Origin of the sequence: Modicisalibacter sp. MOD 31.J (assembly GCF_020147985.1) — a bacterium.
In the GTDB taxonomy this organism is placed as follows: domain Bacteria; phylum Pseudomonadota; class Gammaproteobacteria; order Pseudomonadales; family Halomonadaceae; genus Modicisalibacter; species Modicisalibacter coralii.
Window position 1 is genome coordinate 194858 of the sequence record NZ_JAGXFF010000005.1, and the last position, 26433, is coordinate 221290.

General features: G+C 66.4%; 24 protein-coding genes and 8 tRNA genes. 13 read left to right on the forward strand and 19 right to left on the reverse strand.

From position 1 onward, the window contains the following. Window positions 1-8: 8 nt before the first annotated feature. From KGR00_RS17690 to rnr, 5 genes are all read right to left on the reverse strand, one after another. Window positions 9-860: a hypothetical protein gene (locus KGR00_RS17690; RefSeq protein ID WP_224418889.1), complete on the reverse strand. Its 852-nt coding sequence runs from the start codon at window positions 858-860 to the stop codon at window positions 9-11. A 14-nt stretch (window positions 861-874) separates the two neighbouring features. Next, window positions 875-1102 carry a 30S ribosomal protein S18 gene (gene rpsR, locus KGR00_RS17695; RefSeq protein ID WP_031382360.1) on the reverse strand — a complete coding sequence of 76 codons (228 nt, stop codon included), beginning with the start codon at window positions 1100-1102 and terminating at the stop codon, window positions 875-877. A gap of 90 nt (window positions 1103-1192) precedes the next feature. After that, on the reverse strand, window positions 1193-1585 hold the full coding sequence (gene rpsF / locus KGR00_RS17700; RefSeq protein WP_129140564.1) for a 30S ribosomal protein S6: 393 nt from the start codon (window positions 1583-1585) through the stop codon (window positions 1193-1195). A 305-nt stretch (window positions 1586-1890) separates the two neighbouring features. After that, a complete protein-coding gene (gene rlmB / locus KGR00_RS17705; protein ID WP_224419863.1) occupies window positions 1891-2622 on the reverse strand; it encodes a 23S rRNA (guanosine(2251)-2'-O)-methyltransferase RlmB in 732 nt (243 codons plus the stop codon). Window positions 2623-2714: 92 nt separating this feature from the next. Next, window positions 2715-5105 carry a ribonuclease R gene (gene rnr, locus KGR00_RS17710; protein WP_129140563.1) on the reverse strand — a complete coding sequence of 797 codons (2391 nt, stop codon included), beginning with the start codon at window positions 5103-5105 and terminating at the stop codon, window positions 2715-2717. Window positions 5106-5303: 198 nt separating this feature from the next. Here rnr and KGR00_RS17715 point away from each other — a divergent pair. From KGR00_RS17715 to KGR00_RS17740, 6 genes are all read left to right on the forward strand, one after another. After that, window positions 5304-5390, forward strand: a tRNA-Leu gene (locus KGR00_RS17715). 86 nt (window positions 5391-5476) lie between these two features. Beyond that, a tRNA-Leu gene (locus KGR00_RS17720) sits at window positions 5477-5563 on the forward strand. A 24-nt stretch (window positions 5564-5587) separates the two neighbouring features. Beyond that, a tRNA-Leu gene (locus KGR00_RS17725) sits at window positions 5588-5674 on the forward strand. A 360-nt stretch (window positions 5675-6034) separates the two neighbouring features. After that, window positions 6035-6445, forward strand: a complete 411-nt coding sequence (locus KGR00_RS17730) for a MarR family transcriptional regulator (RefSeq protein ID WP_203234861.1) — start codon at window positions 6035-6037, stop codon at window positions 6443-6445. Window positions 6446-6509: 64 nt separating this feature from the next. Next, window positions 6510-7277, forward strand: coding sequence for a coniferyl-alcohol dehydrogenase (locus KGR00_RS17735; RefSeq protein WP_224418888.1), 768 nt, complete (start codon window positions 6510-6512; stop codon window positions 7275-7277). A gap of 29 nt (window positions 7278-7306) precedes the next feature. Next, window positions 7307-8773, forward strand: coding sequence for a benzaldehyde dehydrogenase (locus KGR00_RS17740; RefSeq protein ID WP_224418887.1), 1467 nt, complete (start codon window positions 7307-7309; stop codon window positions 8771-8773). A gap of 53 nt (window positions 8774-8826) precedes the next feature. Here the strand turns inward: KGR00_RS17740 and KGR00_RS17745 are convergent, their stop codons facing one another. The 3 genes from KGR00_RS17745 to KGR00_RS17755 all read right to left on the reverse strand — a co-directional run bounded on the left by KGR00_RS17745 (window position 8827) and on the right by KGR00_RS17755 (window position 10582). Continuing rightward, window positions 8827-9672 (reverse strand): DNA/RNA non-specific endonuclease, encoded by an 846-nt coding sequence (locus KGR00_RS17745; RefSeq protein WP_224419862.1) that lies wholly within the window; start codon window positions 9670-9672, stop codon window positions 8827-8829. 81 nt (window positions 9673-9753) lie between these two features. Then, on the reverse strand, window positions 9754-10029 hold the full coding sequence (locus KGR00_RS17750) for an Lrp/AsnC ligand binding domain-containing protein (RefSeq protein WP_224418886.1): 276 nt from the start codon (window positions 10027-10029) through the stop codon (window positions 9754-9756). Window positions 10030-10120: 91 nt separating this feature from the next. Then, on the reverse strand, window positions 10121-10582 hold the full coding sequence (locus tag KGR00_RS17755) for a methylated-DNA--[protein]-cysteine S-methyltransferase (protein WP_224418885.1): 462 nt from the start codon (window positions 10580-10582) through the stop codon (window positions 10121-10123). Window positions 10583-10825: 243 nt separating this feature from the next. Between KGR00_RS17755 and KGR00_RS17760 the strand changes: the two genes are divergently transcribed. Then, window positions 10826-11140, forward strand: coding sequence for a high-potential iron-sulfur protein (locus KGR00_RS17760; RefSeq protein WP_129140557.1), 315 nt, complete (start codon window positions 10826-10828; stop codon window positions 11138-11140). A gap of 125 nt (window positions 11141-11265) precedes the next feature. On the opposite strand, the gene KGR00_RS17765 is transcribed toward KGR00_RS17760, so the two are convergent. The 5 genes from KGR00_RS17765 to KGR00_RS17785 all read right to left on the reverse strand — a co-directional run bounded on the left by KGR00_RS17765 (window position 11266) and on the right by KGR00_RS17785 (window position 19832). After that, window positions 11266-12816 (reverse strand): SpoVR family protein, encoded by a 1551-nt coding sequence (locus tag KGR00_RS17765; protein ID WP_129140556.1) that lies wholly within the window; start codon window positions 12814-12816, stop codon window positions 11266-11268. A gap of 22 nt (window positions 12817-12838) precedes the next feature. Beyond that, window positions 12839-14122, reverse strand: a complete 1284-nt coding sequence (locus tag KGR00_RS17770) for a YeaH/YhbH family protein (RefSeq protein ID WP_224418884.1) — start codon at window positions 14120-14122, stop codon at window positions 12839-12841. Between the two features lie 127 nt (window positions 14123-14249). Further along, complete coding sequence (locus KGR00_RS17775) at window positions 14250-16172, reverse strand: PrkA family serine protein kinase (protein WP_129142140.1); 1923 nt, start codon at window positions 16170-16172, stop codon at window positions 14250-14252. A 406-nt stretch (window positions 16173-16578) separates the two neighbouring features. Beyond that, window positions 16579-17628, reverse strand: a complete 1050-nt coding sequence (locus KGR00_RS17780; protein WP_224418883.1) for a low specificity L-threonine aldolase — start codon at window positions 17626-17628, stop codon at window positions 16579-16581. Between the two features lie 188 nt (window positions 17629-17816). Beyond that, window positions 17817-19832, reverse strand: coding sequence for an FAD-dependent oxidoreductase (locus KGR00_RS17785; RefSeq protein WP_224418882.1), 2016 nt, complete (start codon window positions 19830-19832; stop codon window positions 17817-17819). Window positions 19833-20175: 343 nt separating this feature from the next. Between KGR00_RS17785 and KGR00_RS17790 the strand changes: the two genes are divergently transcribed. Together KGR00_RS17790 and KGR00_RS17795 are read left to right on the forward strand one after the other, a co-directional pair. Beyond that, window positions 20176-20607 (forward strand): organic hydroperoxide resistance protein, encoded by a 432-nt coding sequence (locus tag KGR00_RS17790; protein WP_224418881.1) that lies wholly within the window; start codon window positions 20176-20178, stop codon window positions 20605-20607. Next, window positions 20600-21103 (forward strand): MarR family transcriptional regulator, encoded by a 504-nt coding sequence (locus KGR00_RS17795; RefSeq protein WP_224418880.1) that lies wholly within the window; start codon window positions 20600-20602, stop codon window positions 21101-21103. The genes KGR00_RS17790 and KGR00_RS17795 overlap by 8 nt, the downstream gene beginning before the upstream one ends. 570 nt (window positions 21104-21673) lie before the next feature. Here KGR00_RS17795 and KGR00_RS17800 read toward each other — a convergent pair. From KGR00_RS17800 to KGR00_RS17825, 6 genes are all read right to left on the reverse strand, one after another. Next, window positions 21674-21750, reverse strand: a tRNA-Asp gene (locus tag KGR00_RS17800). 6 nt (window positions 21751-21756) lie between these two features. After that, window positions 21757-21833 (reverse strand) — tRNA-Val (locus tag KGR00_RS17805). Between the two features lie 28 nt (window positions 21834-21861). Beyond that, window positions 21862-21938, reverse strand: a tRNA-Asp gene (locus KGR00_RS17810). Window positions 21939-22016: 78 nt separating this feature from the next. After that, a tRNA-Asp gene (locus KGR00_RS17815) sits at window positions 22017-22093 on the reverse strand. Between the two features lie 20 nt (window positions 22094-22113). Next, a tRNA-Val gene (locus KGR00_RS17820) sits at window positions 22114-22189 on the reverse strand. Between the two features lie 40 nt (window positions 22190-22229). Further along, complete coding sequence (locus KGR00_RS17825) at window positions 22230-22964, reverse strand: alpha/beta family hydrolase (RefSeq protein WP_224418879.1); 735 nt, start codon at window positions 22962-22964, stop codon at window positions 22230-22232. A gap of 203 nt (window positions 22965-23167) precedes the next feature. Between KGR00_RS17825 and ccoN the strand changes: the two genes are divergently transcribed. Genes ccoN through ccoP form a run of 4 tightly spaced genes read left to right on the forward strand, consistent with a single transcriptional unit; the run spans window position 23168 to window position 26357 of the window. Continuing rightward, complete coding sequence (gene ccoN / locus KGR00_RS17830; RefSeq protein ID WP_224418878.1) at window positions 23168-24592, forward strand: cytochrome-c oxidase, cbb3-type subunit I; 1425 nt, start codon at window positions 23168-23170, stop codon at window positions 24590-24592. A 21-nt stretch (window positions 24593-24613) separates the two neighbouring features. Beyond that, the gene (gene ccoO, locus KGR00_RS17835) at window positions 24614-25222 is read left to right on the forward strand and encodes a cytochrome-c oxidase, cbb3-type subunit II (protein ID WP_224418877.1); all 609 of its coding nucleotides are present in this window, start codon (window positions 24614-24616) and stop codon (window positions 25220-25222) included. A 5-nt stretch (window positions 25223-25227) separates the two neighbouring features. Then, window positions 25228-25437, forward strand: a complete 210-nt coding sequence (locus KGR00_RS17840; RefSeq protein ID WP_129142143.1) for a cbb3-type cytochrome c oxidase subunit 3 — start codon at window positions 25228-25230, stop codon at window positions 25435-25437. Continuing rightward, the gene (gene ccoP / locus KGR00_RS17845; protein WP_129142135.1) at window positions 25434-26357 is read left to right on the forward strand and encodes a cytochrome-c oxidase, cbb3-type subunit III; all 924 of its coding nucleotides are present in this window, start codon (window positions 25434-25436) and stop codon (window positions 26355-26357) included. Before KGR00_RS17840 ends, ccoP begins: the two co-directional genes overlap by 4 nt. The last annotated feature ends 76 nt before the right edge of the window (window positions 26358-26433 follow it).

Consider the following 26433-nt stretch of genomic DNA (forward strand, 5'->3'; position numbering starts at 1 on the left):
ACCTCTTGTCATTGGCTGCGGGCCAGCCGGCCGCGGAAGTCCGCGAAGGTGTCGATGAGACCCAGCAGCAGCACAATCAGAATCATGGGCCAGGTGGTCAGCAGCAATGCATAGAATGCCACCAGCCAGAGCCCGTTCATCCCCTTGAGACCAATCAGTCCGTGTATCAGCGCAACGCCGCTCACCAGCAGCGGTACCCAGCTCATGATCGCCAGGGCCGGCCAGGTCAGCAGACCGCCGACCACGGCGATGGCGAGCAGCATCAGCAGCTCGCGACTGCCCAGACGCAGGGCGTGGAACTCGCTGCGAAACCCGCCCGGGTTGTAGAGCCCCGCCTGCCAGCTGCGCGCCAGCGCCAGACAGGCCACGCTGGCCAGCGTGACGATCAGTCCGGTGGCGCCGCCGATCAGCAGCGCGGCCATCCGCTGGGTGTCCACCCCCCGAGCGGCCAGATCGTCGAGCATGCGCCCGACCTCCGGCGAACTCTGACGCAGGGTGTCGAGCAGCGGCCCGGCGCCCCCCGGCGGCAGGAACACGCCGATCTGGATCATCACCGCCGCGACCAGCGTGGCGACGATCAGCGTCTCGCTCCAGCGCATCCGCGCGCGCAGCACCACCGCCATCAGCGTCACCAGCAGCAGGCTGGCCAGCGGGATGGCGTCGCCGCGCATCCACCACCAGCCGGTGGGCAGTGCCGCGGCGATGATCACCGGCAGGGCCGGCGCCAGGCCGCGCCGCAACGTCACCAGGGCGGCGATCGCGGCACTCAGCCAGAACAGCCAGGGAACCAGGGCGGCAGCGGCAGCGGCCCCCGTGGCGTGCGGGGTGCCGCGCATGACCCAGCGAGCCAGGGGCAACATTGCGCGATATCGGCTTACTGGTGGCTATCGGTGTACGGCAGCAGCGCCAGATAGCGAGCCCGCTTGATGGCGGTCGACAGCTGACGCTGGTAACGCGCACGCGTCCCGGTGATGCGGCTGGGGACGATCTTGCCGGTCTCGGTGATGTAGGCCTTGAGGGTATCGATATCCTTGTAATCGATATACTTCACGCCTTCGGCAGTGAAGCGGCAGAACTTGCGGCGACGGAAAAAGCGTGCCATGGATTGTCCTCCTGGACGAGCAAAGATTCACGGGAACACGGATTCGCCGTCCGCCGAGCGCGACGCGCTCGCCGGCCGACGCGTGCGTGCTTAGCTGGCGGCGGCTTCGGCGCGCTCGGTACGCGGCTTGTCGGACTTCTCGTCGCGACGACGGCCCTTGTCCTCGGCGGCCTTCATCATCGGCGAGGCCTCGGTCACGGCTTCCTTGCAGCGCACGACCAGGCTGCGGATGATCGCATCGTTGAAGCGGAAGATGTTCTCGATCTCCTCGAGAGTCTCGCCGCGGCACTCGATGTTCATCAGCACGTAGTGAGCCTTGTGAATCTTGTTGATCGGGTAGGCCAGATGACGGCGCCCCCAATCCTCGAGACGATGCACGGTACCGCCGTTTTCGGTGACGAGGCTGGTGTAGCGCTCGACCATCGCCGGAACCTGCTCGCTCTGATCCGGATGGACCATGAACACGATTTCGTAATGACGCATGGTGTCTCCTTTCGGTTTGACAGCTTCCCCGTGGCAACAGACGAACTGGCCAGACGGAAGCAAGGAGTCGTGGATACTGGGTGAGGGTGTTCGAAGAACCGCACAATTGTAGTGACGCCGCCCCGCCCATGCAAGCCGCCACATCGAGAATCGCGACGCTCTTGCAACTCGGGGCTGAACCATCGACAGATCTGCAGGGAGGCGCTGTCGATCCTTCCCTGGACGCTACTTATGCCATCCGTGGCAAAAGACCTCCCCTTCGACCTGTCGACGGCGCCCTCGGCGAGGCTCTATCTCAACGAGAATCAGCGCGCCGATGCACCACGCCGCTGGCGCACCGCCTCGAACAGCCCGATGCCGGTGGCCACCGATACGTTGAGACTGGAGACGCTGCCGGCCATCGGCAACCGGGCGAGCACGTCACAGGCCTCGCGGGTCAGGCGCCGCAGCCCTTTGCCCTCGGCACCCATCACCAGTGCCGAGGGGCCGGCGAAATCGGCCTCGAAGAGCTCGATGTCGGCCTCGCCGGCGGTGCCGATGACCCACACGCCCGCCTCCTTGAGCCGCCCGATGGCTCGCGCCAGGTTGGTGACGCGGTACACCGGCACGCTCTCGGCGGCCCCGCAGGCCACCTTGCGCACCGTGGCGTTGAGCGGCGCCGCCTTGTCCTTGGGGACCACCACACCGTGCGCGCCGGCGGCGTCGGCGCTGCGCAGGCAGGCGCCGAAGTTGTGGACGTCGGTGACGCCGTCGAGCACCAGCAGCAGCGGCGGCGCGGCATGCGGCCAGCCGCCCAGCCGATGCCAGAGTTCTTCCTCGCTGTGCGGCGCGAGCGGCGGGCAGAAGGCGACGACCCCCTGATGACTGGCGCCCTGGGAGAGCGCGTCCAGGGTCTCGCGGGGCTGCGCCACCAGCCGGGCGCCGGCGGCGCCGGCCCGCTCGAGCAGCTCGCCGAGGCGCGCGCGGGCCTCGCCGTCCTGATACCACACCTCCCGGGGGCGCTCGCCACGCGCCAGCAGGGCGTCGACGGCATGCACGCCGAACACCCCGTCCAGGCCGGCAGGCGCCGTGACCGCGGCGCCGTGCGACTTGCCGCGCCGCCGCGGCTTGCCGCTCTTGTCGCCACGACTCACGAGCGGTCCCCCGACGGGCCGCGCCGCGTGCGTTCGCCCTTGCCGGGACGCTGCTTGCGCCGGCGCGGCTTCTTGCGGCCGGACTTGTCCTCGCCCGAGCCGCCGGCCACGTTGGCCTTGGGCGCGCTCCGCTGGCGGCGCGGACGCTCGTCGAACAGCTCGAAGTCGATCTTGCGCTCGTCGAGATCGACCCGCGCGACCTGCACGGTGACTCCGTCGCCGAGCCGGTAGGCGAGGCCGCCGCGCTCGCCCTTGAGGCGATGCTTCTCGGGCTCGTAGTGGTAGTAGTCGGAGGGCAGCGAGGTGACGTGCACCAGGCCTTCCACGTAGACGTCGTTGAGGCGCACGAAGAGGCCGAACTGGATCACCGAGGCGATGGTGCCCTCGAACACCTCGCCGACCTTGTCGGACATGAATTCGCACTTCAGCCAGTCGGCGACGTCGCGGGTGGCGTCGTCGGCGCGGCGCTCGGTCATCGAACAGTGCTCGCCGAGCTCGATCATCTGCTCGAAGGTGTAGGGGCACCAGGTGGACGGCTTCTCCACCGGCGCGCCCTCGGCACGCAGCACCGTGTTGGTCTGCCGCGGCCCGCGGATCACCGAGCGGATCGCGCGGTGCACCAGCAGGTCCGGGTAGCGCCGGATCGGCGAGGTGAAGTGCGCGTAGGCCTGGTAGGCCAGGCCGAAGTGCCCCTCGTTGTGCGGCGAATAGACCGCCTGGCTCATCGAGCGCAGCATCACCGTCTGGATGATGTCGGCGTCGGGGCGATCCTTGATCGTCTCGCGCAGCTGCTGGAAGTCCTGCGGCGTGGGCTCGTCGCCGCCCGGCAGGGTCAGGCCCAGTTCGTTGAGGAACAGCCGCAGCTTGTCGAGGCGTTCCGCCGAGGGCGGCTGGTGGATGCGGTACAGCGCCGGCAGATCGTGCTTGTCGAGGAATCTCGCGGTGGCCACGTTGGCCGCCAGCATGCACTCCTCGATCAGCTTGTGGGCGTCGTTGCGCGAGCGCGGCACGATGGCCTCGATCTTGCGATCGGCGTTGAACAGGATCTCGGTCTCGGTGGTCTCGAAATCGATCGCGCCGCGCTGCTCCCGGGACTGGCGCAGCAACTTGTAGAGCGAGTGCAGGTTGGTCAGCGCCGGCAGCAGCTCGCTGTAGCGCTGGCAGAGCTCCTGGCCGAGTGGTGTGTCGGGGGATTCGAGCATCTCGCCGACCTGGTTGTAGGTCAGCCGGGCGTGCGAGCGGATCACCGCCTCGTAGAAGCGGTAGCGGCTGATCGCCCCGGTCTTGGAGATGTTCATCTCGCAGACCAGCGTCAGGCGGTCGACCTCGGGGTTGAGCGAGCACAGCCCGTTGGAGAGCAGCTCGGGCAGCATGGGCACCACCTGCCCGGGGAAGTACACCGAGTTGCCGCGGATGTGCGCTTCCTGATCGAGCGCCGTGCCGGGACGCACGTAGTGCGAGACGTCGGCGATCGCCACGATCAGCTTCCAGCTGCCCGACTTGGTCTTCCAGGCGCAGACCGCGTCGTCGAAATCCTTGGCGTCCTCGCCGTCGATGGTCACCAGTGGGTAGTCGCGCAGGTCGATGCGATTGCGCTTGTCGGCCTCGGCGACCTCGGCGGACATGCCGGCGATCTGCTCCTCGACTTCCGGCGGGAAGTGATCGGGGATCTCGTAGCTGCGGATGGCGATGTCGATCTCCATCCCCGGGTCCATGCGTTCGCCGAGCACCTCGACCACTTCACCGACCGGCTGCACGCGGGTTTCCGGCTGCTGGGTGATGCGCACCGACACCACCTGGCCGTCGCGCGCCCCGCCGGTGGCGCTGTTGGGAACGATCACCTCCTGGGTGATACGCGTGTTCTCGGGGATCAGCACGCCGAACTCGCTCGAGCGCTCGCGATACACCCCGACCAGGGTCTGGGTATTGCGGGAGAGCACCTCGACGATGGTCGCCTCGTCGCGGCCGCGACGATCGCGACCGCTGATGCGCACCAGCACGTGGTCGCCGTGGAACACCCGGCGCATCTGGCGCGGCGGCAGTACCAGGTCGGGCTTCTTGCCGTCATCGCGGAGCAGGAAGCCGATGCCGTCGCGATGGCCCAGCACCTTGCCCTTGATCAGGTCGAGCTTGTCGATCAGCGCATAGGCGCCGCGGCGGTTGCGCAGGATCTGGCCGTCGCGCTCCATGGCCGCCAGCCGGCGGCGCACCGCCTCGGCCTGATCCTCGTCGGTCAGGCCGAGCATGCGGCTCATGTTCTCGTCGGTGATCGGCTTGCCGTACTCCTCGAGTCGCGCCAGCAGGAATTCGCGACTGGGGATCGGCTTGTCGTATTTGTCCGCTTCGCGCGCTGCGTACGGATCGTCGTCTAACGTCCAGTGATTCATGATTGTTGCTTCCTTGATGGTCGTTCGGGCGGCAGCGGACGCGGCATGGCGTATGAAAGTCGTGTCATGCGCGCAGTATAGCGTTGCGCACAAGCCGACCCAACCATCGCTCCGCTGCGACGGTGCGGGATCCGACACCAGAAATTGCCCGACGGGGCTTGCATTCGGGCCGTGAATCGGTATGATTCGTGGCCACTTGCCCAGGTGGCGGAATTGGTAGACGCGCTAGCTTCAGGTGCTAGTGTCCTTACGGACGTGGAGGTTCAAGTCCTCTCCTGGGCACCAACGACGATGTCGTGTGACGATGTATCCCTCGATCGCCACAGACATGGGGGTGAAAGTCCCTTGATGCAAGACTCGGTTGCGTATTCGCCCAGGTGGCGGAATTGGTAGACGCGCTAGCTTCAGGTGCTAGTGTCCTTACGGACGTGGAGGTTCAAGTCCTCTCCTGGGCACCACGCGAATACGGCCGAACATGATGCGCCCAGGTGGCGGAATTGGTAGACGCGCTAGCTTCAGGTGCTAGTGTCCTTACGGACGTGGAGGTTCAAGTCCTCTCCTGGGCACCAGATTCCGGAAAGCCCCCAAGCCTTGCTTGGGGGCTTTTTCATGGCCGCCATTTGCCCCCTCTCATTTGCCCTCTCTCGACACGACCTACCCGGCCGGCGACTTACCGATTCGCCATAATAGTTATTAGACATAATGATTATTGAGAGTAATTACCTGCCTGCTAACTTGAATGTCGAACCCATCAAGCAACTCCCCTCCTCGAGGGCAATAACAAGACAAGAGACGAGTTCACGCCATGCCACACCGACCTCACGGCCCCGCGCAACGCCGTCACGCGTGGCGAGCGGTACACGGAGACACCCGTTATCCACGACACACGAGAACCGGAACCCCCGATCGATCAACGACGCCTGACCCGCTTGGTCGGCTATCGCCTGACACGCAGCGAACTGCTGGTTCGGCGCCAGACCCAGGCATGCCTGAACGCCTTCGAGCTCAAGCCGGTGGAGTTTTCGATACTGTTACTGGCCGACGCCAACCCCGGTATCACGCAACGCCAACTGGCCGAGCTGCTCGATGTCTACCCGCCCAACCTGACGCCCGTGACGGCGCGCCTGGCCAGCCGGGAGCTCTTGCAGCAGGTACGCGGCCGCCGGGATCGACGCCGGCAGCACCTGCATCTGACCCCGTCGGGCCATGCCCTGATCGCCCAGGCCGAACAGGCCGTGCAGCGGCTGGAAGCGCGGCTCATGGAACGCCTCGGCGACGAGGGCCAGACGCTGCTCGATGTCCTGCAGCGTCTCGAGGACCGGCTCTCGCCCGGCAGCTAGCCAGGGGCACCGGCATCCTCGCCTTCCGAGCCGTCCCGAACTTACCCGACAAGGAGACCCTCTCATGAACCTGTTCGGCAAGACCCTGGTGGTGACCGGCGTCGCCTCCGGCATCGGTGGAGAGGTCGCGCGTCTGGCACGGTTCCACGGCGCCCGCGTCATCGGCGTGGATCGCAACCCGGCCGCCCAGTCCCTGGATGCGTTCCATCAGGCCGATCTCGGCGACCCCGAGGCGATCGACGCCCTGGTGGCACGCTTGCCCGAGCGCATCGATGCCCTGGCCAACATCGCCGGCGTCCCCGGCACGGCGCCGGCGGCAACGGTCGCGCGGGTCAATTACCTGGGGGTGAGGCATCTCAGCCAGGCGCTGCTGCCGCGCATCGCGTCCGGTGGAAGCATCGTCAACGTCGCCTCCATCCTTGGCGCCGAATGGCCCGACCGCCTGGCCCTGCACCGCGAGCTGGCGGAGACTCCGGATTTCGCGGCCGGCGAGCGTTGGCTCGACGACCATCCCGTCGCCCGGGAGACCTGTTATCAGTACTTCAAGGAAGCCTTGATCGTGTGGAGCGCGCGCCGCTCGCAGGACTGGTTCGCCGAGCACGACGTGCGGGTCAACAGCGTCGCGCCGGGCCCAGTCTTCACTCCCATCCTGGATGACTTCGTGACCATGCTGGGCGAAGAGCGGGTGCAAGCCGATGCGGCCAAGATGAAACGCCCGGCCTATGCCGACGAGGTCGCCGAAGCCATCGTGTTCCTGGCCAGCGACGCGGCACGCTGGATCAATGGCGTCAACCTGCCGGTGGATGGTGGCCTGGCGGCCACGGCCATCTGACACGCTTTTTCCATTGTCGAGGACAAGACATGCCCCTTTCGACTCCCCTGGCCCAGGCCGAGACCTGGCGAGACAGGCTCTTCGACGGCGACTGGATAGACGCCCCCGACTCCCTCGAGGTGATCGAGCCGGCCTCCGGCCAGCCGCTACATCGTGTCGGCAAGGCCGGCCCCGAGGCGGTGACCCGCGCCGTGACCCGTGCCCGTGACGCTCAGCGCGACTGGGCGGCAACCCCGCCCCGCGAGCGGGCAGCGGTGTTCCATCGCGCCGCCGCCCTCCTTCAGGAACAGGCGGATACGGTGGCGAGCCTGATCGCCCGCGAGACGGGCGGCATCCTCGCCAAGGGTCGTCACGAGGTCAACGAAGCGGTCGTGCTGCTGCAACGCGCCGCGGCGATGCCGCTCGAGGCCTGCGGCCAGGTGCTGCCCAGCGCCCCGGGACGCCTGAGTCTGGCACGCCGCCTGCCCTTGGGCGTGATCGGCGTGATTTCGCCGTTCAACTTCCCACTGGTGCTCTCGCTACGCTCGGTGGCGCCGGCCCTGGCGGTGGGTAACGCGGTGGTGCTCAAGCCGGACCCGCGCACACCCTTCGCCGGCGGCTTCGCCATTGCCGAGGTCCTGCACGCCGCCGGCCTGCCCAAGGGCCTGCTGCATGTCTTGCCCGGCGGTGCCGATGCCGGACAGGCACTGGTCGAGGCGCCCGGCGTACCGATGATCGCCTTCACCGGCTCCACGCCCGCCGGGCGGCGCATCGGCGAGCTGGCCGGCAAGCACTTGAAGAAAGTCTCGCTGGAACTGGGCGGCAAGAACGCCCTGATCGTGTGCGAGGATGCCGATCTCGACCTGGCGGTCTCGGCGATCGCCTTCGGCGCCTATTTCCACCAGGGGCAGATCTGCATGGCCACCGGGCGCGTCCTGGTCCATCGCAGCATCGCCGACGAACTGACACGACGCCTGGCCGACAAGGCCCGCCAGTTGCCGGTGGGCGACCCGGCCGCCGGCGAGGTCGCGCTGGGCCCGATCATCGATGACACGCAGTTGCAGCACGTCAAGTCGATCGTCGACGACTCGGTCGCCGCCGGCGCGGCGCTCGAAGCCGGCGGCACCCATGACGGCCTGTTCTACGCGGCTACGGTACTCTCCAACGTCACCCCGGGCATGCGCGCCTTCGAGGAGGAAGTGTTCGGCCCGGTCGCCAACATCATTGCCTTCGACGATGACGACGAGGCCGTGGACCGGGTCAACGACACCGATTACGGCCTGTCGGCCGGGATCATCTCGGCCTCGGTGGGGCGCGCCATGGCGCTGGGCGAACGCCTGCACACCGGGCTGTTGCACATCAATGACCAGACCGTGGCCGACGAGGTGATCAACCCCTTCGGCGGCACCGGCGCCTCGGGGAACGGCACCAGCGTCGGCGGCCCCGCCGACTGGGAGCAGTACACTCACTGGCAATGGGTGACGATCAAGGACGCCCCACCGCCCTACCCGTTCTGACGCCTGCACTCGACCGTCCACCCAGGGGTCGTGGGCGGTGGAGCGCGTCAGCCTCAGAAGCGCGCCGGCTGCCGTGCCACGCTGTCGAGGTGCCAGCCCCGGGTATCGACCGTCGACTCCAGAGAGTGTTCGACGGGCCCCGGCAGTTGGGGGAAAAAATCCAGCCCGGTGCGCGCCTCGATCTGATCGATGCTCACCAAATAGCGGTCGAGAGGCTCGTTGCCGCGCACCTCTTGCGGCATGACGAAGGCCAGCGCCCGCGGGTGCGGTCCCGGCACGACGACGATCTTGTAGAAGGCCTGCGGAATCTCGACGAAGCCCACCCGGCGCAGCGCCCCGCGGTACCAGGGCTCGGCGTAGATCGGCCCGTCGATCACCTGCAGGGTGCCGAAGCGCGGCGCGAAGTCGTCGATCACCACCTCTTCCAGGCGTTGCCAGAGCCGCCGGTTGAGGTTCGGCCGTTGCGGCGCGATGTTCGACATCAGGAAGGTGTCGCGCTGGGCCTGGCGCCCGTAGTTGGCGGCGATGGCGTAGTTGGGGGCCAAGTGGCCGCGATCGTAGCCGCTGCCCAGGTAGTCGTCCGGGGCGACCGGCCACAAGGCGCGCCAGTCGCGGCGGAAGCCGGGGCGCTCGCCGATGGAAGCGTCGTCCCTCACCGGGCGCAACTGATAGCCGACCCATAGCGCCCCCACGCGCAGATCCGACCAGCCGATCAACACGCCGTCGTTGCGCAGCACCCGGGACAGGCCGAGCGGCTGCGAAATGTCCCAGTCGGGCAGTCCCATCCACACCAGCCGCTCGCGGACATCGCGCTCCTGCCAGTACCAGAGCCCGCTGGCGACCACCACGAAGGCCAGCGAGATACCCAGCTTGCGGGCCCCGCGACCGAGGACGTCCATGACGGCGTCGATCACGAGATCCCCCCGGCGACGTGGCATCGGCGGGGTGACAATGGGTCGACAAGGATTCGCATCATGCGCTCAGAGCCCGACGCTGAACATCGTCTCCAGGTCGTGCCGGGAGTGGACCTGCAGGGCGTTGAGCGTCTCGGTCTCGCGGATCCCCTCGACCTTGATCAGACGCTCGGTGACCAGCGTGGCGAGGCTCTCGAAATCCCGGGTCCGGGCGATGGCCACCAGATCGTAGCGACCGCAGGTGGAATAGACTTCGCTGATGCCATCGACCTCGGCCAGTTTCTCGGCGACGGCCTTGATCCGGCCCTTTTCGGCGTTGATCAGAATCACGGCGTTCTGCATCGGGTTCTCCTCGCTACCAGCGTGCGCTCGGTGAGCCGGGGCTCACGACTGCCGGGAGTATATCAGCGCCGAGGTTCGCGAGGCAGTGGCGTCACGCGCCGGGCGCCGCTTCCAGTTCGAGGAGACGACGCTTGAGCGCCTCGCCGCCCTGATAGCTCCCCGGGCCACTGGCCGTGACCACGCGATGACAGGGCACCAGCACCGGCAAGGGATTGGCGGCGACGGCGCCGGTCACGGCGATCACCGCCTTGTCGTCGCCCAGCCGCCGGGTCAGATCGCCATAGGTGCGGGTCGCCGCGTAGGGAATGCGCATCACGGCCGCCCAGACCTCGCGCTGGGCCTCGCTGCCCTGCGGGGCGACATCGATGTCGAAATGGCGCCGACGCCCGTCGAGATAGGCGAGAATCTCATCGCGTGCCGGCGCCAGCGACGCATCGTCGCGCGACCATTCCGCGTCCCGATGGGTAGCATCGAAGCGCAGGTGCCGCAGGCCCTGGGCATCGCCGGCCAGCAACCATTCGCCGAATGGCGTGGTGAAGGTGGTGAAACGCATGCGCCCTCCTCGATGGCGAGTCGCGATCGATATCCCTTGTCGCGACTGTATACATTTTATCCTGGTTTTCTGTATACACTTTCTACTAGGCTAATGAAGGACGATGTTTTACGCTCGATGTCGTCGAGCCCCGGCGACCGACCATCGACGGGGCATCGCCCGACCGTGACAAAACCTGACAACGCCACCGAGGCGTGACAACGCCGAGGCGGCCTGATCGACAGCCAGAAACGAGGAGACACCATGGCCAATCAGAGTCGTCGCGACTTCATGCGCCATAGCCTGCTGGGACTCGCCGCCCTGCCCCTGGGAGCCGGCATCCTCTCGCAGCGCGCCTTCGCCCAGGACCTGCCGCCGCTGGACCCGAACAACCCGCAGGCCAAGGCCCTGCACTACGTGACCGAGGCCAGCCAGGCCAGTGACAACCCGGCCTACTCGAAGGGCGAGACGTGCGCCAACTGCATGTTCTTCAAGGACGCCAACAACGGTTGCCAGTTGTTCCCGCAGAACAGCGTCGCCCCGGAAGGCTGGTGCCAGTCCTGGACCAAGAAAGGCTGAGCACACGGGACGGCACGCCACTTCAGTACGACGTGCCGTCCTCTCTCCCCACTGACTATCCCTCTTCTGCCGTTGTCTCGCCCATCCGCCGCCCTGCCCGCCCCATTTGACGCGGAGCGCGGGCGTCAGGCGCGCGTCTCGAGATCCGCCGGCAGTGGCCACTGATAGCGCCGCACGACCTCCTCGCCCTCCATCGACAGCAGCTTGATCGGGAACCCCCACAACTGGTGCAGGTGACGCAGCACCGGATAGACGCTCTTGGCCAGCGGCCGCCGACGGTCCTGCACGTGATGCAGCGTCAGCGAACGATCGCCGCGAATGTCGGCCTCCCAGACCTGGATGTTGGGCTCGCGCACCGACAGCGCATACTGCGTGGACAGCGCCTCGCGAATGCGCCGGTAGCCGTCTTCGTCGTGGATCGCCTCGATGGTCAGCATCTCGTCCTGATCGTCGTCGACCAGCGAGAACAGCTTGAGATCGCGGATCACCTTGGGCGACAGGAACTGCTGGATGAACGACTCGTCCTTGAAGTTGCGCATCGCGAAATGCAGCGTCTCCAGCCAGTCGCTGCCAGCCATGTCGGGAAACCACTCGCGGTCCTCGGCGGTGGGTTCCTGGCAGATGCGCTTGATGTCGGTGAACATCGCGAAGCCCAGCGCATAGGGATTGATGCCGTTGAAGTAGGGACTGTCGAAGCCCTGCTGGCTGACCACGGCGGTATGCGACTGCAGGAACTCGAGAATCACCCCCTCGTCCACCAGCCCTTCGTCGAACAGCCGATTCATGATGGTGTAGTGCCAGAAGGTCGCCCAGCCCTCGTTCATCACCTGGGTCTGGCGCTGGGGATAGAAATACTGGGCAAGCTTTCTGACGATGCGCACGATCTCGCGCTGCCAGGGTTCGAGCAGCGGCGCGTTCTTCTCGATGAAGTAGAGCAGGTTCTCCTGCGGCTCCGCCGGGTAGCGCCCGTGGCGGTGCAGACCCAGCGGGTCGTCCCCGTCGTCGTGCTCGGGGCCGAGGGCGGAGGCGGTATCGGGAATCGTGCGCCACAGCAGGTTGACCTGCGACTGCAGGTACTCGGCACGTTCCGCCTGACGCCGCGCCTCCTCCTCGGCGGAGATCGGCGACGGGCGCTTGTAGCGGTCGACCCCATAGTTCTGCAGCGCGTGACAGGCGTCGAGCAGTTGCTCCACGGCGGTGACGCCGTGACGTTCCTCGCATTCGGAGACGTACTTGCGGGCGAACACCAGGTAGTCGACGATCGCCGAGGCGTCGGTCCAGGTACGGAACAGGTAGTTGCCCTTGAAGAAGGAGTTGTGGCCATAGCAGGCGTGCGCCATGACCAATATCTGCATCATCAGGGTGTTCTCTTCCATGAGATAGGCGATGCAGGGATCGGAGTTGATCACCAGCTCGTAGGCGAGCCCCATCTGACCGCGCCGGTAGGCCTGCTCCACTGCCAGGAACTGCTTGCCGAACGACCAGTGGTGATAGCCGATCGGCATGCCCACGCTGGCATAGGCGTCCATCATCTGTTCCGAGGTGATGATCTCGATCTGGTTGGGATAGGTATCCAGGCGATACTCGTCGGCCAGGCGGGCGATCTCCCGCTCGTAGGCCGTGAGCGTCTCGAAGTTCCAGTCCGAACCGGTGGCGATCGGGGTGCGTCGGGTCATGATGCTGCCTCCTGGGCCGAATTCACTGCTCGGCGCGGCGCCGGAAGAGTTCACGGAACACCGGATAGATGTCCCCGGCCTCGACGATCTGCCGCATGGCGAAGCGCTGCGGAAACTCGGCCTGCACGCTCTCGTACTCCTCCCACAGCGCCTGGTGGGCGTGGGGCGTGATCTCGACGTAGGTGAAGTACTGCAGGCGCGGCATCAGCGACTTGACCAGCAGCTCCCGGCAGGTCGTGGAATCGTCGTCCCAGTTGTCGCCATCCGAGGCCTGGGCCACGTAGAGATTCCACTGACTCGCCGGATAGCGGTCGCGAACGATCTCGTCGACCAGCGTCAGGGCACTGGAGACGATGGTCCCGCCGGTCTCCCGGGAGTAGAAGAACTCCTCCTCGTCGACCTCCTTGGCGGCGGTGTGATGACGCACGAAGACCAGCTCGACCTTTTCGTAGTTGCGCTCGAGGAACAGGTAGAGCAGCAGGAAGAAGCGCTTGGCGATGTCCTTGTGCGCCTGGGTCATCGACCCCGAGACGTCCATCACGCAGAACATCACCGCCTTGTTCGACGGCTGCGGCTGGTTGATCAGGTTGTTGTAGCGCAGGTCGTAGGTATCGATGAACGGCACCGACTCGAGACGCTTCTCGAGACGTTCGATCTCGGCCTTGAGTTCGGCGATCCGCGCCGGATTGCGCAGCACCGGATCCTTGCGCTCCTCCTCCTCGAGGGCCGCCACGGCCTCGCGCAGGGCGCGCCGGATCGGGGCGCGCATGGCGATGCGCCGGGCCTGGGCCTGACGCATCGAGCGCACGATGTTGATGCGTGCCGGCACCCCGTCGCGGGCGATACCCGCGCGCACCGGCCGCACCTCGTCGAGATCGAGCAGTTGCTTGCGCTCGAGGTGCGGCAGCTCGAGGCCGTCGAAGACGAAGTCGAGAAACTCCTCGCGGGTCAGTGAGAAGGCGAACTCGTCCATGCCCTCGCCCTGGTTGGAGGCGCTGCCCTCGCCGGCGCCCCCGCCACCCCCGCCACCGCCGGGGCGACGCAGCCGGTCACCCGCGACGAACTCCTTGTTGCCGGGACTGACCACGGTACGCTTGCCGCCCGGCCCGTGCTGGAAGACCGGCTCGGAGATGTCGCGGGCAGGAATCGAGATCTTCTCGCCGCGTTCCATGTCGGTGATCGAGCGCTTGTTGACGGCCTCCTCCACCGAGCGCTTGATGTGGGTCCGGTAGCGGTCCAGGAACCGCTGCCGGTTGACCTCGCTCTTGTGACGGTCGTTGAGCCGTCGATCGATGAAATAGCTCATGCATGCCTCCCCAGGGAGCGCACGGGATGCCTGTCGGCTCTCGCCGCACCATTCGGCGCTCTCGCGTTGGGTCGCGACGGGGAGCGCGGGACGCCATCGACGCCCCGCCCCCGGCCGATAGCGACGGTCAGTGCGACTTGCGGACGCGCAGATACCATTCGGAAAGCAGGCGCACCTGCTTTTCGGTATACCCCCGCTCGACCATCCTGGCCACGAAATCCTCGTGCTTGCGCTTGTCGGCCTCCGAGGCCTTGGCGTTGAAGGAGATGACCGGCAGCAGTTCCTCGGTGTTGGCGAACATCTTCTGCTCGATCACGCCCTTGAGTTTCTCGTAGGACTGCCAGCTGGGATTCATGCCGTTGTTCTGGGCACGCGCCCGCAGCACGAAGTTGACCACCTCGTGACGGAAGTCCTTGGGGTTGGAGATGCCCGCCGGCTTCTCGATCTTTTCCAGCTCCTCGTTGAGGGCCTGACGGTCGAACATGTGGCCGGTCTCGGGATCGCGGTATTCCTGATCCTGGATCCAGAAGTCGGCGTAGGTCACGTAGCGATCGAAGATGTTCTGGCCGTACTCGCTGTAGGACTCGAGATAGGCGGTCTGGATCTCCTTGCCGATGAAGTCGACGTAACGCGGCGCCAGGAACTCCTTGATGAAGCGCAGGTAGCGCTCGTGGGTCTCCTTGGGCAGTTGCTCCTGCTCGAGTCGCTGCTCGAGCACGTAGAGCAGATGCACCGGGTTGGCGGCGACCTCGTGACTGTCGAAGTTGAACACCTTGGAGAGGATCTTGAAGGCGAAGCGCGTCGACAGCCCGTCCATGCCCTCGTCGACCCCGGCGGCGTCGCGATACTCCTGAATCGACTTGGCCTTGGGGTCGGTGTCCTTGAGATTCTCGCCGTCATAGACGCGCATCTTCGAGTAGATGCTCGAATTCTCCGGCTCCTTGAGCCGCGAGAGCACCGAGAACTGGGCCAGCAGGCGCAGGGTGTCGGGTGCGCAGGGCGCCTCGTTGAGCGAGGAGTGCTCGAGCAGCTTCTGGTAGATCTTGATCTCTTCGGAGACGCGCAGGCAGTAGGGCACCTTGACGATGAACACGCGGTCGAGGAAGGCCTCGTTGTTGCGGTTGTTGCGGAACTGCTGCCACTCGCTCTCGTTGGAGTGGGCGAGGATGACGCCCTCGAAGGGGATCGCGCCCATGCCCTCGGTGGGGTTGTAGTTGCCCTCCTGGGTCGCGGTCAGCAGGGGGTGCAGCACCTTGATCGGTGCCTTGAACATCTCGACGAACTCCATCAGCCCCTGGTTGGCCTTGCACAGGCCCCCGGAGAAGCTGTAAGCGTCGGGGTCGTCCTGGGAATAGAGCTCGAGCTGGCGGATATCGACCTTGCCCACCAGCGAGGAGATGTCCTGGTTGTTCTCGTCGCCGGGTTCGGTCTTGGAGACCGCGATCTGGTTGAGCCGCGACGGGTGCAGGCGCACCACGCGGAACTGCGAGATGTCGCCGCCGTACTCCTTGAGCCGCTTGGCCGCCCAGGGCGACATCACGCTCTTCAGGTAGCGCTGGGGAATGCCGTACTCCTTCTCGAGCAGCTCGCCATCCTCCTCGGGGGAGAACAGCCCCAGCGGCGACTCGAAGACCGGAGACCCCTTGATGGCGTAGAAGGGCACCCGCTCCATCAAGAGCTTGAGCCGTTCGGCCAGCGACGACTTGCCGCCCCCCACCGGGCCCAGCAGGTAGAGAATCTGCTTGCGCTCCTCGAGGCCCTGCGCCGCATGGCGGAAATAGGCGACGATCTGCTCGATCGCCTCCTCCATGCCGTAGAACTCGGAAAAGGCCGGGTAACGCCGGATGACCTTGTTGGTGAAGATACGCGACAGGCGAGAGTCCTTCGACGTGTCGATCACTTCCGGCTCGCCGATGGCTTTCAACATGCGCTCCGCGGCGCTGGCATATGCCCCGGGGTCCGTTCGGCACAGTTCCAGGTATTCCTGAAGACTCATCTCTTCCTGCTGAACCTGCTCGTAGCGGTTCTGCACATGGTCGAAGATGCTCATTGAGGCCTCCTTAGATCGCGACACCCGGTCGCTGACAACAGTCTGTGATTTCCGGGCTGGCGTATTGATCAGCGTAGACGGATAAACGACTGACGATGGAGAGCTGGCCATGAGGTCATTCAACGCAACCGCGCGGTGCCCCTCTTTCAAGCTAAGAGCCCCGGGCCCCGCGAAGGTTCGATCGCGAAATAAGGAAATTCGTCAAGCCGGGGCCGGCTTGACGCCTGTACGACAGTGACGAGCGCAGGCAGTTTTCGGAAAACGCCCAGGGTTTGTACGAAAAGTCGGCGAGTGAAGGCAAGACAAGGCAAAATCGGCGAAAAAGCGGAGTTTACGGGGTGTAAATGAGCATTTTGAGCCGATTTTAACGCTGTATTGCCAAGCGCAGGCAGTTTTCGTACAAAGCCTAAGCGGCCTCGAGCGCCGTCCGGATGTCGGTCAACAACTCGTCGAGCAGTTCGGTCGAGGTGTTCCAGGCACACACGAAGCGCGCCCCGCCAGCACCGATGAAGGTATAGAAGGTCCAGCCGAGTTCGCGCAAACGCGCCAGCACGTCGGGCGGCAGTTCGACGAACACGCTGTTGGCCTGGGGCGGAAACATCAGCCGGGCGCCGGGCAGCGTGGTCAGCCCCTCGGCCAGGTAACGGGCCATGGCGTTGGCATGCCGGGCGTTGTCGAGCCAGGCGCCGGTCTCCAGAAGCCCCAGCCAGGGGGCGGCGATGAAACGCATCTTGGAGGCAAGCTGACCGGCCTGCTTGCAGCGGTAGTCGAAGTCCTCGGCCATGTCGCGGTTGAAGAACACCACCGCCTCGCCCATCGGCAGGCCGTTCTTGGTGCCCGAAAAGCACAGCACGTCGACACCGGCCTGCCAGGTGAGCTCGGCCGGCGACGCCTCGAGCGCCGCACAGGCGTTGGCAAAGCGCGCGCCGTCCATGTGCAGGCGCAGGTCGTACTTGTCGGCCATGGCGCGAATGCCCAGCAGTTCTTCCCGGGTGTAGAGCGTGCCCACTTCGGTGGCCTGGGTGATCGACACCACCCGCGGCTTGGGGTAGTGGATGTCGCTGCGCTTGGTCACCAGGCGCTCGATGCCGTCGGGGGTCAGCTTGCCGTGCTCGCCGCTGGCGGTGAGCAGCTTGGAGCCGTTGGAGAAGAACTCGGGACCGCCGCACTCGTCGGTCTCGATGTGCGCCAGCTCGTGACAGATCACGCTGTGATAGCTCTGGCTCAGGGAGGCCAGCGACAGCGAATTGGCCGCGGTACCGTTGAAAACGAAGAAGACGTCACAGTCGTAGTCGAAGAGGGTGCGAAAGCGATCGCTGGCGCGCTGCGTCCAGGCGTCGTTGCCATAGGCGAGATCATCGCTCTGGTTGGCGGCGATCAGATATTCCAGCGCTTCCGGGCAGATGCCTGAGGTGTTGTCACTGGCCAGAAAGCGTGGCGAGCAATCGGAGGGCATGGGGGTTCCTTTCGCGAGACTGTTGTTGTTGACGGACGCGACAGGGTGCCATCGCATCCGAGCGTCGGCGTGGATCGCACGCCGTGGGCCTGTCGAGACGTCTCGTGCGAGGCGCATCGGGCATCTCGACAGACTCCAGTCTAACACCCTGCCCGAAGGGAGGAAGGTGGCCCCGCGGGCCGCCCGCCTCAAAGCACGGCGGCGAGGCGCGTCCCCTGATCGATGGCGCGCTTGGCATCCAGTTCGGCGGCCTTCTCGGCGCCGCCGATCACGTGGACATCCGCGCCGCGCTCGCGCAGCGGCGCGAGCAACTCGATCACCGACTCCTGACCGGCACAGACCACCACGCTGTCCACCGCGAGCAGGCGTTCCTCGCCGTCGACACGCAGACGCAGGCCGCCGTCCTCGACCCCCAGGTACTCGCAACCGGGCAACATCTGCACGCCACGGTGCCGCAGCGCCGCCCGGTGCACCCAGCCGGTGGTGGTCCCCAGCCCCTTGCCGGGCTTCGAGGTCTTGCGCTGCAGCAGATACACCTGGCGCGGCACGGCCGGCGCCGCCATCGGCGCCAGCCCGCCCGGTTCGGCGACGGCGAGATCCACGCCCCACTCCGCGCACCACGCCTCGCCATCGAGCGCCGGATGGCCGGCATGGGTCAACAGCTCGGCGACGTCGAAGCCGATCCCGCCGGCGCCGACGATCGCCACGCGTCGGCCGACGCGGTCGGGATGGCGGATCGCGGTCGGGTAGTCGAGCACCGAGGCATGATCGATGCCCGGCAGGTCGAGGGCACGCGGGCGCACGCCGGAGGCCAGCACCACGGCATCGAAACCCACCAGCTGTTCCGCCTGGGCCGCGGTGTTCAGGCGCAGCGCGACACCGAGTCGTTCGAGCATCACCCGATAGTAGCGCAGCGTCTCGGCGAACTCCTCCTTGCCGGGAATGCGCCGGGCGAAATTGAACTGGCCGCCGATCTCGGCCTCGCGCTCGAAGAGCGTCACGCGATGGCCGCGCTGGGCGGCACTCACCGCGCAGGCCAGCCCCGCCGGTCCCGCCCCGACCACGGCCACCGCGCGTGGCGTGGCCACCGGCGCCAGGGCCAGTTCCGTCTCGTGGCAGGCGCTCGGGTTGACCAGACAACTGGTCAGCTTGCCCTGGAAGGTGTGGTCGAGGCACGCCTGGTTGCAGGCAATGCAGGTATTGATCGCCGCCGCGTCGTCGCGTTCGGCCTTGGCCAGCCACTCGGGGTCGGCCAGGAAGGGCCGCGCCATCGACACCATGTCGGCGACGCCCTCGGCGAGCAGACGCTCGGCGACGTCGGGCATGTTGATACGGTTGGTGGTGATCAGGGGAATCGTCACTTCGGCCTTCATGCGCCGGGTGACCTCGCTGAACACGGCGCGCGGCACGCTGGTGACGATGGTCGGTACCCGCGCTTCATGCCAGCCGATGCCGGTATTGATCAGGTTCGCCCCCGCCGCCTCGATGGCGCGGCCCAGCGCCACCACCTCCTGCCAGGTGCTGCCCTCCTCGACCAGATCGATCATCGACAGGCGGAAGATGATCAGGAAATCCGCCCCCAGCGTCTCGCGGATGCGCTCGACGATCGCCACCGGGAAGCGGATGCGGTTGGCGAAGTCGCCGCCCCATTCATCGTCTCGCCGGTTGGTGCGCCGACACACGAACTGGTTGATCAGGTAACCCTCGGAGCCCATCACCTCGACGCCGTCGTAGCCGGCCTCGCGGGCCAGGCGCGCACAGTTCACGTAATCGTCGATGGTCCGCTCGACCTCGTCGGCGCCGAGCGCCCGGGGCGGATAAGGGTTGATCGGCGCCTGGATCGCCGAGGGCGCGACCAGTGCCGGCGAATAGGCATAGCGCCCGGCATGCAGAATCTGCAGACAGATGTGACCACCCTCGGCGTGGACGGCCCGGGTCACCGCCCGATGCCGCTCGGCCTCGGTGGCGTCGGTCAGCTTGGCCGCCCCCTGGAAGACCGCCCCCTCGGCGTTGGGCGCGATGCCCCCGGTGACGATCAGCGACACCCCGGCCCGGGCCCGTTCGGCATAGAACGCCGCCAGACGCGCGAAGCCCTCCGGCGCCTCTTCCAGGTTGGTGTGCATGGAACCCATCAGAACGCGATTGCGCAGGGTCAGCGGGCCCACGTCGAGCGGCTGGAAGAGGTGCGGATAGGCAGCGGTCACGAGCGGTTCCTCCCGGGAGAACTCTGTCGACGAGCGATTCAAACAATCGTATGAAAGAGTGTACCCGGTCAGGGCCGGCACGCAACCCGACAAAAGGCGCCATGCCCCCGCCGCGTGTGCCCGGCCGCACCGGCATCGGCATCGGCATCGGCACTCGAACGGTACTCCCCCTCCGAGACGCCGAACGGGCCTCACCCGCTCTTACTGACCGCCTGCCGACACGCCATTGCCGACCCTGCCTCGGCCACCCGAGCCATCTCTCGCCCCACCGCGGAAATTTTCTATGCATATGGCTAGCCATATAATAGTATCCAACATAAACCACCAACGAGAGAGCCTCCCAATGAGCACGATCTATTCCACCACTGTCACCGCCGTCGGCGGACGCGCCGGCACCGTCAAGAGCGATGACGGGCTGCTCGAGCTGAGTCTCGGCCTTCCCAAGAAACTTGGCGGCAAGGAAGACGCCACCAACCCCGAACAGCTCTTCGCGGCCGGCTACGCGGCCTGCTTCGGCAACGCCGTCATCCACGTCACGCGCAATCGGGAAAGCAGGATCAAGGACGAGGATGTCACCGTGGTCGCCACGGTCGGCATGGTGTCCAACGGCAACGGCGGGTTCGGCCTGTCGGTGGCACTCGATGTCACCATCGCGGGCGTCGATCAGGCCAGCGCCGAGGAGATCGTCGCCGATGCCCACGAGACCTGCCCGTATTCCAACGCCGTCAAGGGCAACATCGACGTGGCACTGTCCGTGAAGGCCACCGATGGCTGAGTGGCACGACGACCGCCTGCGACTGGCCAACCAGGTCTGTTTTCCGCTCTATGCGGCGACCAACCTCCTGCAGCGGCTCTACCGGCCGCTGCTGGAGCCGCTTGGACTCACCTATTCGCAGTACCTGGTGATGCTGATGTTATGGGAGCGCGAGCCGGTGACGGTCGGCGATATCGGCGCCTGCCTCCACCTCGACAACGGCACGCTGACGCCTCTTTTGAAGCGCATGGAGCGCGGCGGCTTCATCACCCGCCGCCGCGACCCGCGCGACGAGCGCCGCGTACTGATCGCCCCGACGCCCCATGGCAAGGCACTTCGCGCGCAGGCCGCCAAGATCCCCGAGGAGCTGGCTCGACGGCTGGAGCTCGCCCCCGACGAGATCCGAACGCTGCGCAGTTCCGTGGTGTCTCTGGTGGATCGGCTGGCCGACGACATCACCAGGGGCAAGAAGGGCGCTGGCGACTCGACGCCACCGTCGCAACACTCGCACCAGTAGCGCCGATCAGGGGGCTGTTGACGCCCCCACCGCCCCTTCCCATCGCGGGCCGGATGCTTTCCGGCCCGGCTCCCCGTCCTTTTGTCGAGCGCCGGATGCCGAACAACAGATCGTCAACGCAACCCGACGAGGGCGCGGTCTGGACGACAACGTCGCCTGCGCGAGGCGAAGTCACTATGAGATCGACCGCTTGCCGGGTCCGGTAAGACGATGCGATTCGTGGCGGAGGTGGGCGAGGACGGCGGTCCTCGACCAGAGCCTATCCAAGATACAGGGGTACAGGTGATGCGCCTGTTGATGGCACGAACGTAACGAGGAGCGGGGCCCGATCGCCACGGGGAGCCGCCAGTCCGTTCACGACTCCAATCCGGCATGCCCGACGAGCAGAAGCGAAGCACGCTATGGGCGCATGATCGGCGGTTGTGACGAAGAGCTACCCTACATGGCAAGGCTACGGCATCACGAAAGTCGGGACTGACACGGGAACCGGGACTGAATAGCCGGGACCGGCACGAACGAAAAGCGCTAGAGACTATCGGGAAAACGGGAAAGTACGACGGGGAGAGAAAATGGCGGACCGGACGGGACTCGAACCCGCGACCTCCGGCGTGACAGGCCGGCATTCTAACCGACTGAACTACCGGTCCGCATTTTGGTGGGTGGTACAGGACTCGAACCTGTGACCCCCAGCATGTGAGGCTGGTGCTCTAACCGGCTGAGCTAACCACCCGGGGTCGTACTGCAACTGCTGGCGTCGATGGCGGACCGGACGGGACTCGAACCCGCGACCTCCGGCGTGACAGGCCGGCATTCTAACCGACTGAACTACCGGTCCACGTGGCGCCTGGCTGTCACCGCCGAGAGCGCAAACCACCTGACTGATTCGACAACGCGAACGCTGTCCGGGAAAGCGTGGCGGACCGGACGGGACTCGAACCCGCGACCTCCGGCGTGACAGGCCGGCATTCTAACCGACTGAACTACCGGTCCGCATTACTTTTCCGACGTGATGGTGGGTGGTACTGGGTTCGAACCAGTGACCCCCAGCTTGTAAGGCTGGTGCTCTCCCGACTGAGCTAACCACCCGGTCACGTGGCGCTGCATTCTACAGGCCATCCGAGCAATGTCAACGCCTTTCAGTCCCTTCCACCCCGGATCGACGCGCTGGGGCGCTGCGATGCGTCGCCATCATCCGCGCCACCTGCTCCGCCGCTTCGTCGATCAGCGACTGCTGGGTACGCCCCGAGGCCTTGCGCGGACGCCAGTCGTGTTCGCCGTCGGCGAGGAAATGGACCTCGGCGCAGGCCGGCAGCGTATAGCTCGCGACCTCCTCGCGGGTACCGAACGGATCGCGGCTGCCCTGCAGCACCAGAGTCGGGCAGGCGAGTCGCGGCCAGTGCGCCAGCCGGGTACGCGCCGGCTTGCCGGGCGGGTGGAACGGATAGCTGCACAGGATCAGACCAGGGGCGCCCGCCTCGGCGGCGAGCAGGCTCGCCACTCGCCCACCCAGCGACTTGCCGCCCAGCCAGGGGTCGGCGAGCCCCGCCACCGACACCGCCTCGCACCAGGCCTGAAACTCCTCCACCAGCCGCTCGGCACGCGGCGGCGGGCGGCGACGCCGCTCCTCGCGCATGCGCTGCATGTAGGCGAACTCGAAGGCCAGGGTCTGCACCCCGTGCCCAGCCAGCGCCTGACGCAGGCGCTGCATGAACAGCGCATCCTGGCCGGCGCCGGCACCGTGCGCCAGCAGCAATCGCCCCAGGCGCGCCTCTCCGGCGATCTCCAGTGGCCCCAGGCCCTCGAGGTAGAGTCGCGCATCGCCCGACTCGCGTAGCCTGTCGGCCCAGTCGTGCTTGGCCACCTTACTGTATCCAATCGTTGTATACACTTTCTGTCGACACCTCTCTATACTGCCGCGAGACGCCGCGCTTCGACGAATACAGATTACCCGAAGGCGCGCCGGGAATCCTTCGACGGCGTTGACCTGCATCAGCAGGCGAGTGGCCATCGGCGGGCAGACCGGGTCGCGACACGGCCACGCCCTGAGTTCGACGGGAACCTGACATGAACACAGCTCTGGAACACCCCACCTACAACTACCGCGTCGTCCGACAGTTCGCGATCATGACCGTGGTATGGGGGGTCGTGGGCATGGGCCTGGGCGTCTTCATTGCCGCCCAGCTCGCCTGGCCGGCACTCAATCTCGACCTGCCCTGGACCAGTTTCGGTCGCCTGCGCCCGCTGCACACCAACCTGGTGATCTTCGCCTTCGCCGGCTCGGCGCTGTTCGCCACCTCCTACTACGTGGTGCAGCGCACCTGCCAGGCGCGGCTGTTCTCCGACGGCCTGGCGGCGTTCACCTTCTGGGGCTGGCAGGCGGTGATCGTGCTGGCCCTGATCAGCCTGCCGATGGGTTACAACACCTCGAAGGAGTACGCCGAACTCGAGTGGCCGATCGACGTCCTGATCGCCGTGGTCTGGGTCGCCTATGGCGTGGTCTTCCTGGGAACCATCAAGCGGCGCCAAACCTCGCACATCTACGTCGCCAACTGGTTCTACGCGGCCTTCATCATCACCATGGGCGTGCTGCACGTCGTCAACTCCGCCGAAATCCCGGTTTCGCTGACCCAGTCCTATTCCGCCTACGCCGGCGCCATCGACGCCATGGCCCAGTGGTGGTACGGCCACAACGCCGTGGGCTTTCTGCTCACCGCGGGCTTTCTGGGCATGATGTACTACTTCGTGCCCAAGCAGGCCGGACGCCCCATCTACTCCTATCGGCTGTCGATCGTCCACTTCTGGGCGCTGATCACCACCTACATGTGGGCGGGCGCCCACCACCTGCACTACACCGCGCTGCCCGACTGGGCCCAGTCGCTGGGCATGGTGATGTCGATCATCCTGCTCGCGCCCTCCTGGGGCGGCATGATCAACGGCATGATGACGCTCTCCGGCGCCTGGCATAAGTTGCGCACCGACCCGACGCTGCGCTTTCTGGTGGTGGCGCTGTCGTTCTACGGCATGTCGACCTTCGAGGGGCCGATGATGGCGATCAAGACCGTCAACGCGCTCTCCCACTACACCGACTGGACCATCGGTCACGTTCACTCGGGGGCGCTGGGCTGGGTGGCGATGATCACCTTCGGCGCGCTGTATCATCTCTTCCCCCGTCTCTACGGCCAGCGCGAGATGTACTCGGTGAAGCTGATCGCCGTGCACTTCTGGCTGGCGACCATCGGCACCGTGCTCTACATCACCGCGATGTGGGTCAACGGTATCCTGCAGGGGCTCATGCAGCGGGCGGTCAACGACGACGGCACCCTGATGTACACCTTCGTCGAGACGCTCGAGGCCAGTCACGCCGGCTACGTGGTGCGCTGGGCCGGCGGCGGATTCTTCCTCGCCGGCATGCTGCTGCTCGCCTACAACGTGGCGATGACCGTCCGGCGCGGCGAGACGCTGCGCCCGTCGTCCGCCCAGACCGCCTGATCACCGGGGAAATCGACACGCATGAGACACGAGATCGTCGAAAAGAACGTGGGTCTGCTCGCCGTGCTGGTGCTGGTGGTGATCAGCTTCGGGGGGCTGGCCGAGATCGTGCCGCTGTTCTTCCAGCAGGAGACCACCGAGCCGGTGGAGGGCCTCGAGCCGCTCTCGGCCCTCGAGCTCGAGGGCCGGGACATCTACATCCGCGAGGGCTGCAACAACTGCCACTCGCAGATGATCCGCCCGTTCCGCGCCGAGACCGAGCGCTACGGCCACTACAGCGTGGCCGGCGAATTCGTCTATGACCATCCCTTCCTGTGGGGCTCCAAGCGCACCGGCCCGGATCTCGCCCGCGTCGGCGGGCGCTACAGCGACGCCTGGCACCGCGCTCACCTCTACAATCCCCGCGACGTAGTCCCCGAGTCGATCATGCCGGCCTACCCCTGGCTGTTCGACAACACCCTCGACGGCGCGCATACCGCCGACAAGCTGCGCGCCCTGAAGCGCCTCGGCGTGCCCTACACCCAGGCGCAGATCGACGGCGCCCGGGACGCCGTGCAGGGCAGACAGGAAATCACCGCGCTGGTGGCCTATCTCCAGCAGCTCGGCACCGTCATCAAGGACACTCGGTGAGCCCAATGGATATCGGCACCTTTCGCGGCCTCATGACCCTGCTGATCCTGATCGCCTTCCTCGGCGTGGTCGCCTGGGCCTACTCGACACGCCGCAAGTCCGACTTCGACGAGGCCAGCCGCCTGCCCTTCGCCGACGACGAGGACGAGGACGCCACGCCACCGGGCCGCGACGCTCCCCCCGCCCGCCAGAAGAAGGGAGGCAACGACACATGAAGGATCTATGGGGGCATGGCCTCCCCGGCTTCTGGAGCGCCTGGGTCATCGTCATCACCCTGGGCACCATCGTCTTCTGCGCCTGGATACTGTTCGGCAACCGCCGCACCGACAAGTCGCCCGACGCCCACGGCGAGGTCGAGACCACCGGCCATAGCGCCGACGGCATCGACGAATACGACAACCCGCTACCGCGCTGGTGGTTCCTGCTGTTCATCGCCACCCTGGTCTTCGCTCTCGGCTACCTGGCGCTCTACCCGGGGCTGGGCAACTATCGCGGCCTGCTGGGCTGGACCCAGGAAACGCAGTGGCAGGCCGAGATGCAGCGGGCCCACGAGACGTACGCGCCGATCTTCGCCCGCTACCAGCAGGTACCGATCCCCGAACTGGCTGGGGATGCCGAGGCGATGCGCGTCGCCGAGCGGCTGTATCTCAACAACTGCGCGGTGTGCCACGGCTCCGACGCCCGGGGCGGCTACGGCTTTCCCGATCTCAGCGACGGCGACTGGCTCTACGGCGGCTCTCCCGAGGCGATCACCCGGAGCATCGCCCAGGGGCGCAGCGGCGTGATGCCGGCCTGGCAACAGCTCGGCGAGGACAACCTGCGCAACATCGCCAACTACGTGGTCGGCCTGTCCGGTGGCGAGCACGACACGGCGCGTGCCGCCCAGGGCAAGGCGCTGTTCGCCGCGACCTGCGTGGCCTGCCACGGCAGCGACGCCAAGGGCAACACGGCCCTCGGCGCCCCCGACCTGACCGACGACACCTGGCTCTACCGGCGCCCGGGCCAGGCGACGCTGGATGCCGTGCTGGAGACGCTGCGCCAGGGCCGCAACGGCACCATGCCGGCCCAGGCCGCGTACATCGGCGAGAACAAGGTGCATCTGGTGGCGGCCTACATCTACGGCCTGTCGCACTGACGGCGCGGGGCGCGACCCGCCGTCGCACCCCGCCTGCACGGCCGCCCACTCGACTATGATGGCCCGTCGGCCCCGG

Excerpts from the sequence above, each read along its gene's own strand:
- rpsR (WP_031382360.1), bottom strand. The coding sequence starts at position 1,102 with ATGGCACGCTTTTTCCGTCGCCGCAAGTTCTGCCGCTTCACTGCCGAA.
- KGR00_RS17770 (WP_224418884.1), bottom strand. The coding sequence starts at position 14,122 with ATGAGCTATTTCATCGATCGACGGCTCAACGACCGTCACAAGAGCGAG.
- KGR00_RS17755 (WP_224418885.1), bottom strand. The coding sequence starts at position 10,582 with ATGCGTTTCACCACCTTCACCACGCCATTCGGCGAATGGTTGCTGGCC.
- KGR00_RS17750 (WP_224418886.1), bottom strand. The coding sequence starts at position 10,029 with ATGCAGAACGCCGTGATTCTGATCAACGCCGAAAAGGGCCGGATCAAG.
- rpsF (WP_129140564.1), bottom strand. The coding sequence starts at position 1,585 with ATGCGTCATTACGAAATCGTGTTCATGGTCCATCCGGATCAGAGCGAG.
- ccoO (WP_224418877.1), top strand. The coding sequence starts at position 24,614 with ATGAGACACGAGATCGTCGAAAAGAACGTGGGTCTGCTCGCCGTGCTG.
- ccoP (WP_129142135.1), top strand. The coding sequence starts at position 25,434 with ATGAAGGATCTATGGGGGCATGGCCTCCCCGGCTTCTGGAGCGCCTGG.
- rnr (WP_129140563.1), bottom strand. The coding sequence starts at position 5,105 with ATGAATCACTGGACGTTAGACGACGATCCGTACGCAGCGCGCGAAGCG.
- KGR00_RS17790 (WP_224418881.1), top strand. The coding sequence starts at position 20,176 with ATGAGCACGATCTATTCCACCACTGTCACCGCCGTCGGCGGACGCGCC.
- KGR00_RS17745 (WP_224419862.1), bottom strand. The coding sequence starts at position 9,672 with ATGGACGTCCTCGGTCGCGGGGCCCGCAAGCTGGGTATCTCGCTGGCC.
- KGR00_RS17735 (WP_224418888.1), top strand. The coding sequence starts at position 6,510 with ATGAACCTGTTCGGCAAGACCCTGGTGGTGACCGGCGTCGCCTCCGGC.
- KGR00_RS17775 (WP_129142140.1), bottom strand. The coding sequence starts at position 16,172 with ATGAGCATCTTCGACCATGTGCAGAACCGCTACGAGCAGGTTCAGCAG.
- KGR00_RS17840 (WP_129142143.1), top strand. The coding sequence starts at position 25,228 with ATGGATATCGGCACCTTTCGCGGCCTCATGACCCTGCTGATCCTGATC.
- KGR00_RS17760 (WP_129140557.1), top strand. The coding sequence starts at position 10,826 with ATGGCCAATCAGAGTCGTCGCGACTTCATGCGCCATAGCCTGCTGGGA.
- KGR00_RS17795 (WP_224418880.1), top strand. The coding sequence starts at position 20,600 with ATGGCTGAGTGGCACGACGACCGCCTGCGACTGGCCAACCAGGTCTGT.
- KGR00_RS17740 (WP_224418887.1), top strand. The coding sequence starts at position 7,307 with ATGCCCCTTTCGACTCCCCTGGCCCAGGCCGAGACCTGGCGAGACAGG.
- KGR00_RS17780 (WP_224418883.1), bottom strand. The coding sequence starts at position 17,628 with ATGCCCTCCGATTGCTCGCCACGCTTTCTGGCCAGTGACAACACCTCA.
- ccoN (WP_224418878.1), top strand. The coding sequence starts at position 23,168 with ATGAACACAGCTCTGGAACACCCCACCTACAACTACCGCGTCGTCCGA.
- KGR00_RS17690 (WP_224418889.1), bottom strand. The coding sequence starts at position 860 with ATGTTGCCCCTGGCTCGCTGGGTCATGCGCGGCACCCCGCACGCCACG.
- KGR00_RS17765 (WP_129140556.1), bottom strand. The coding sequence starts at position 12,816 with ATGACCCGACGCACCCCGATCGCCACCGGTTCGGACTGGAACTTCGAG.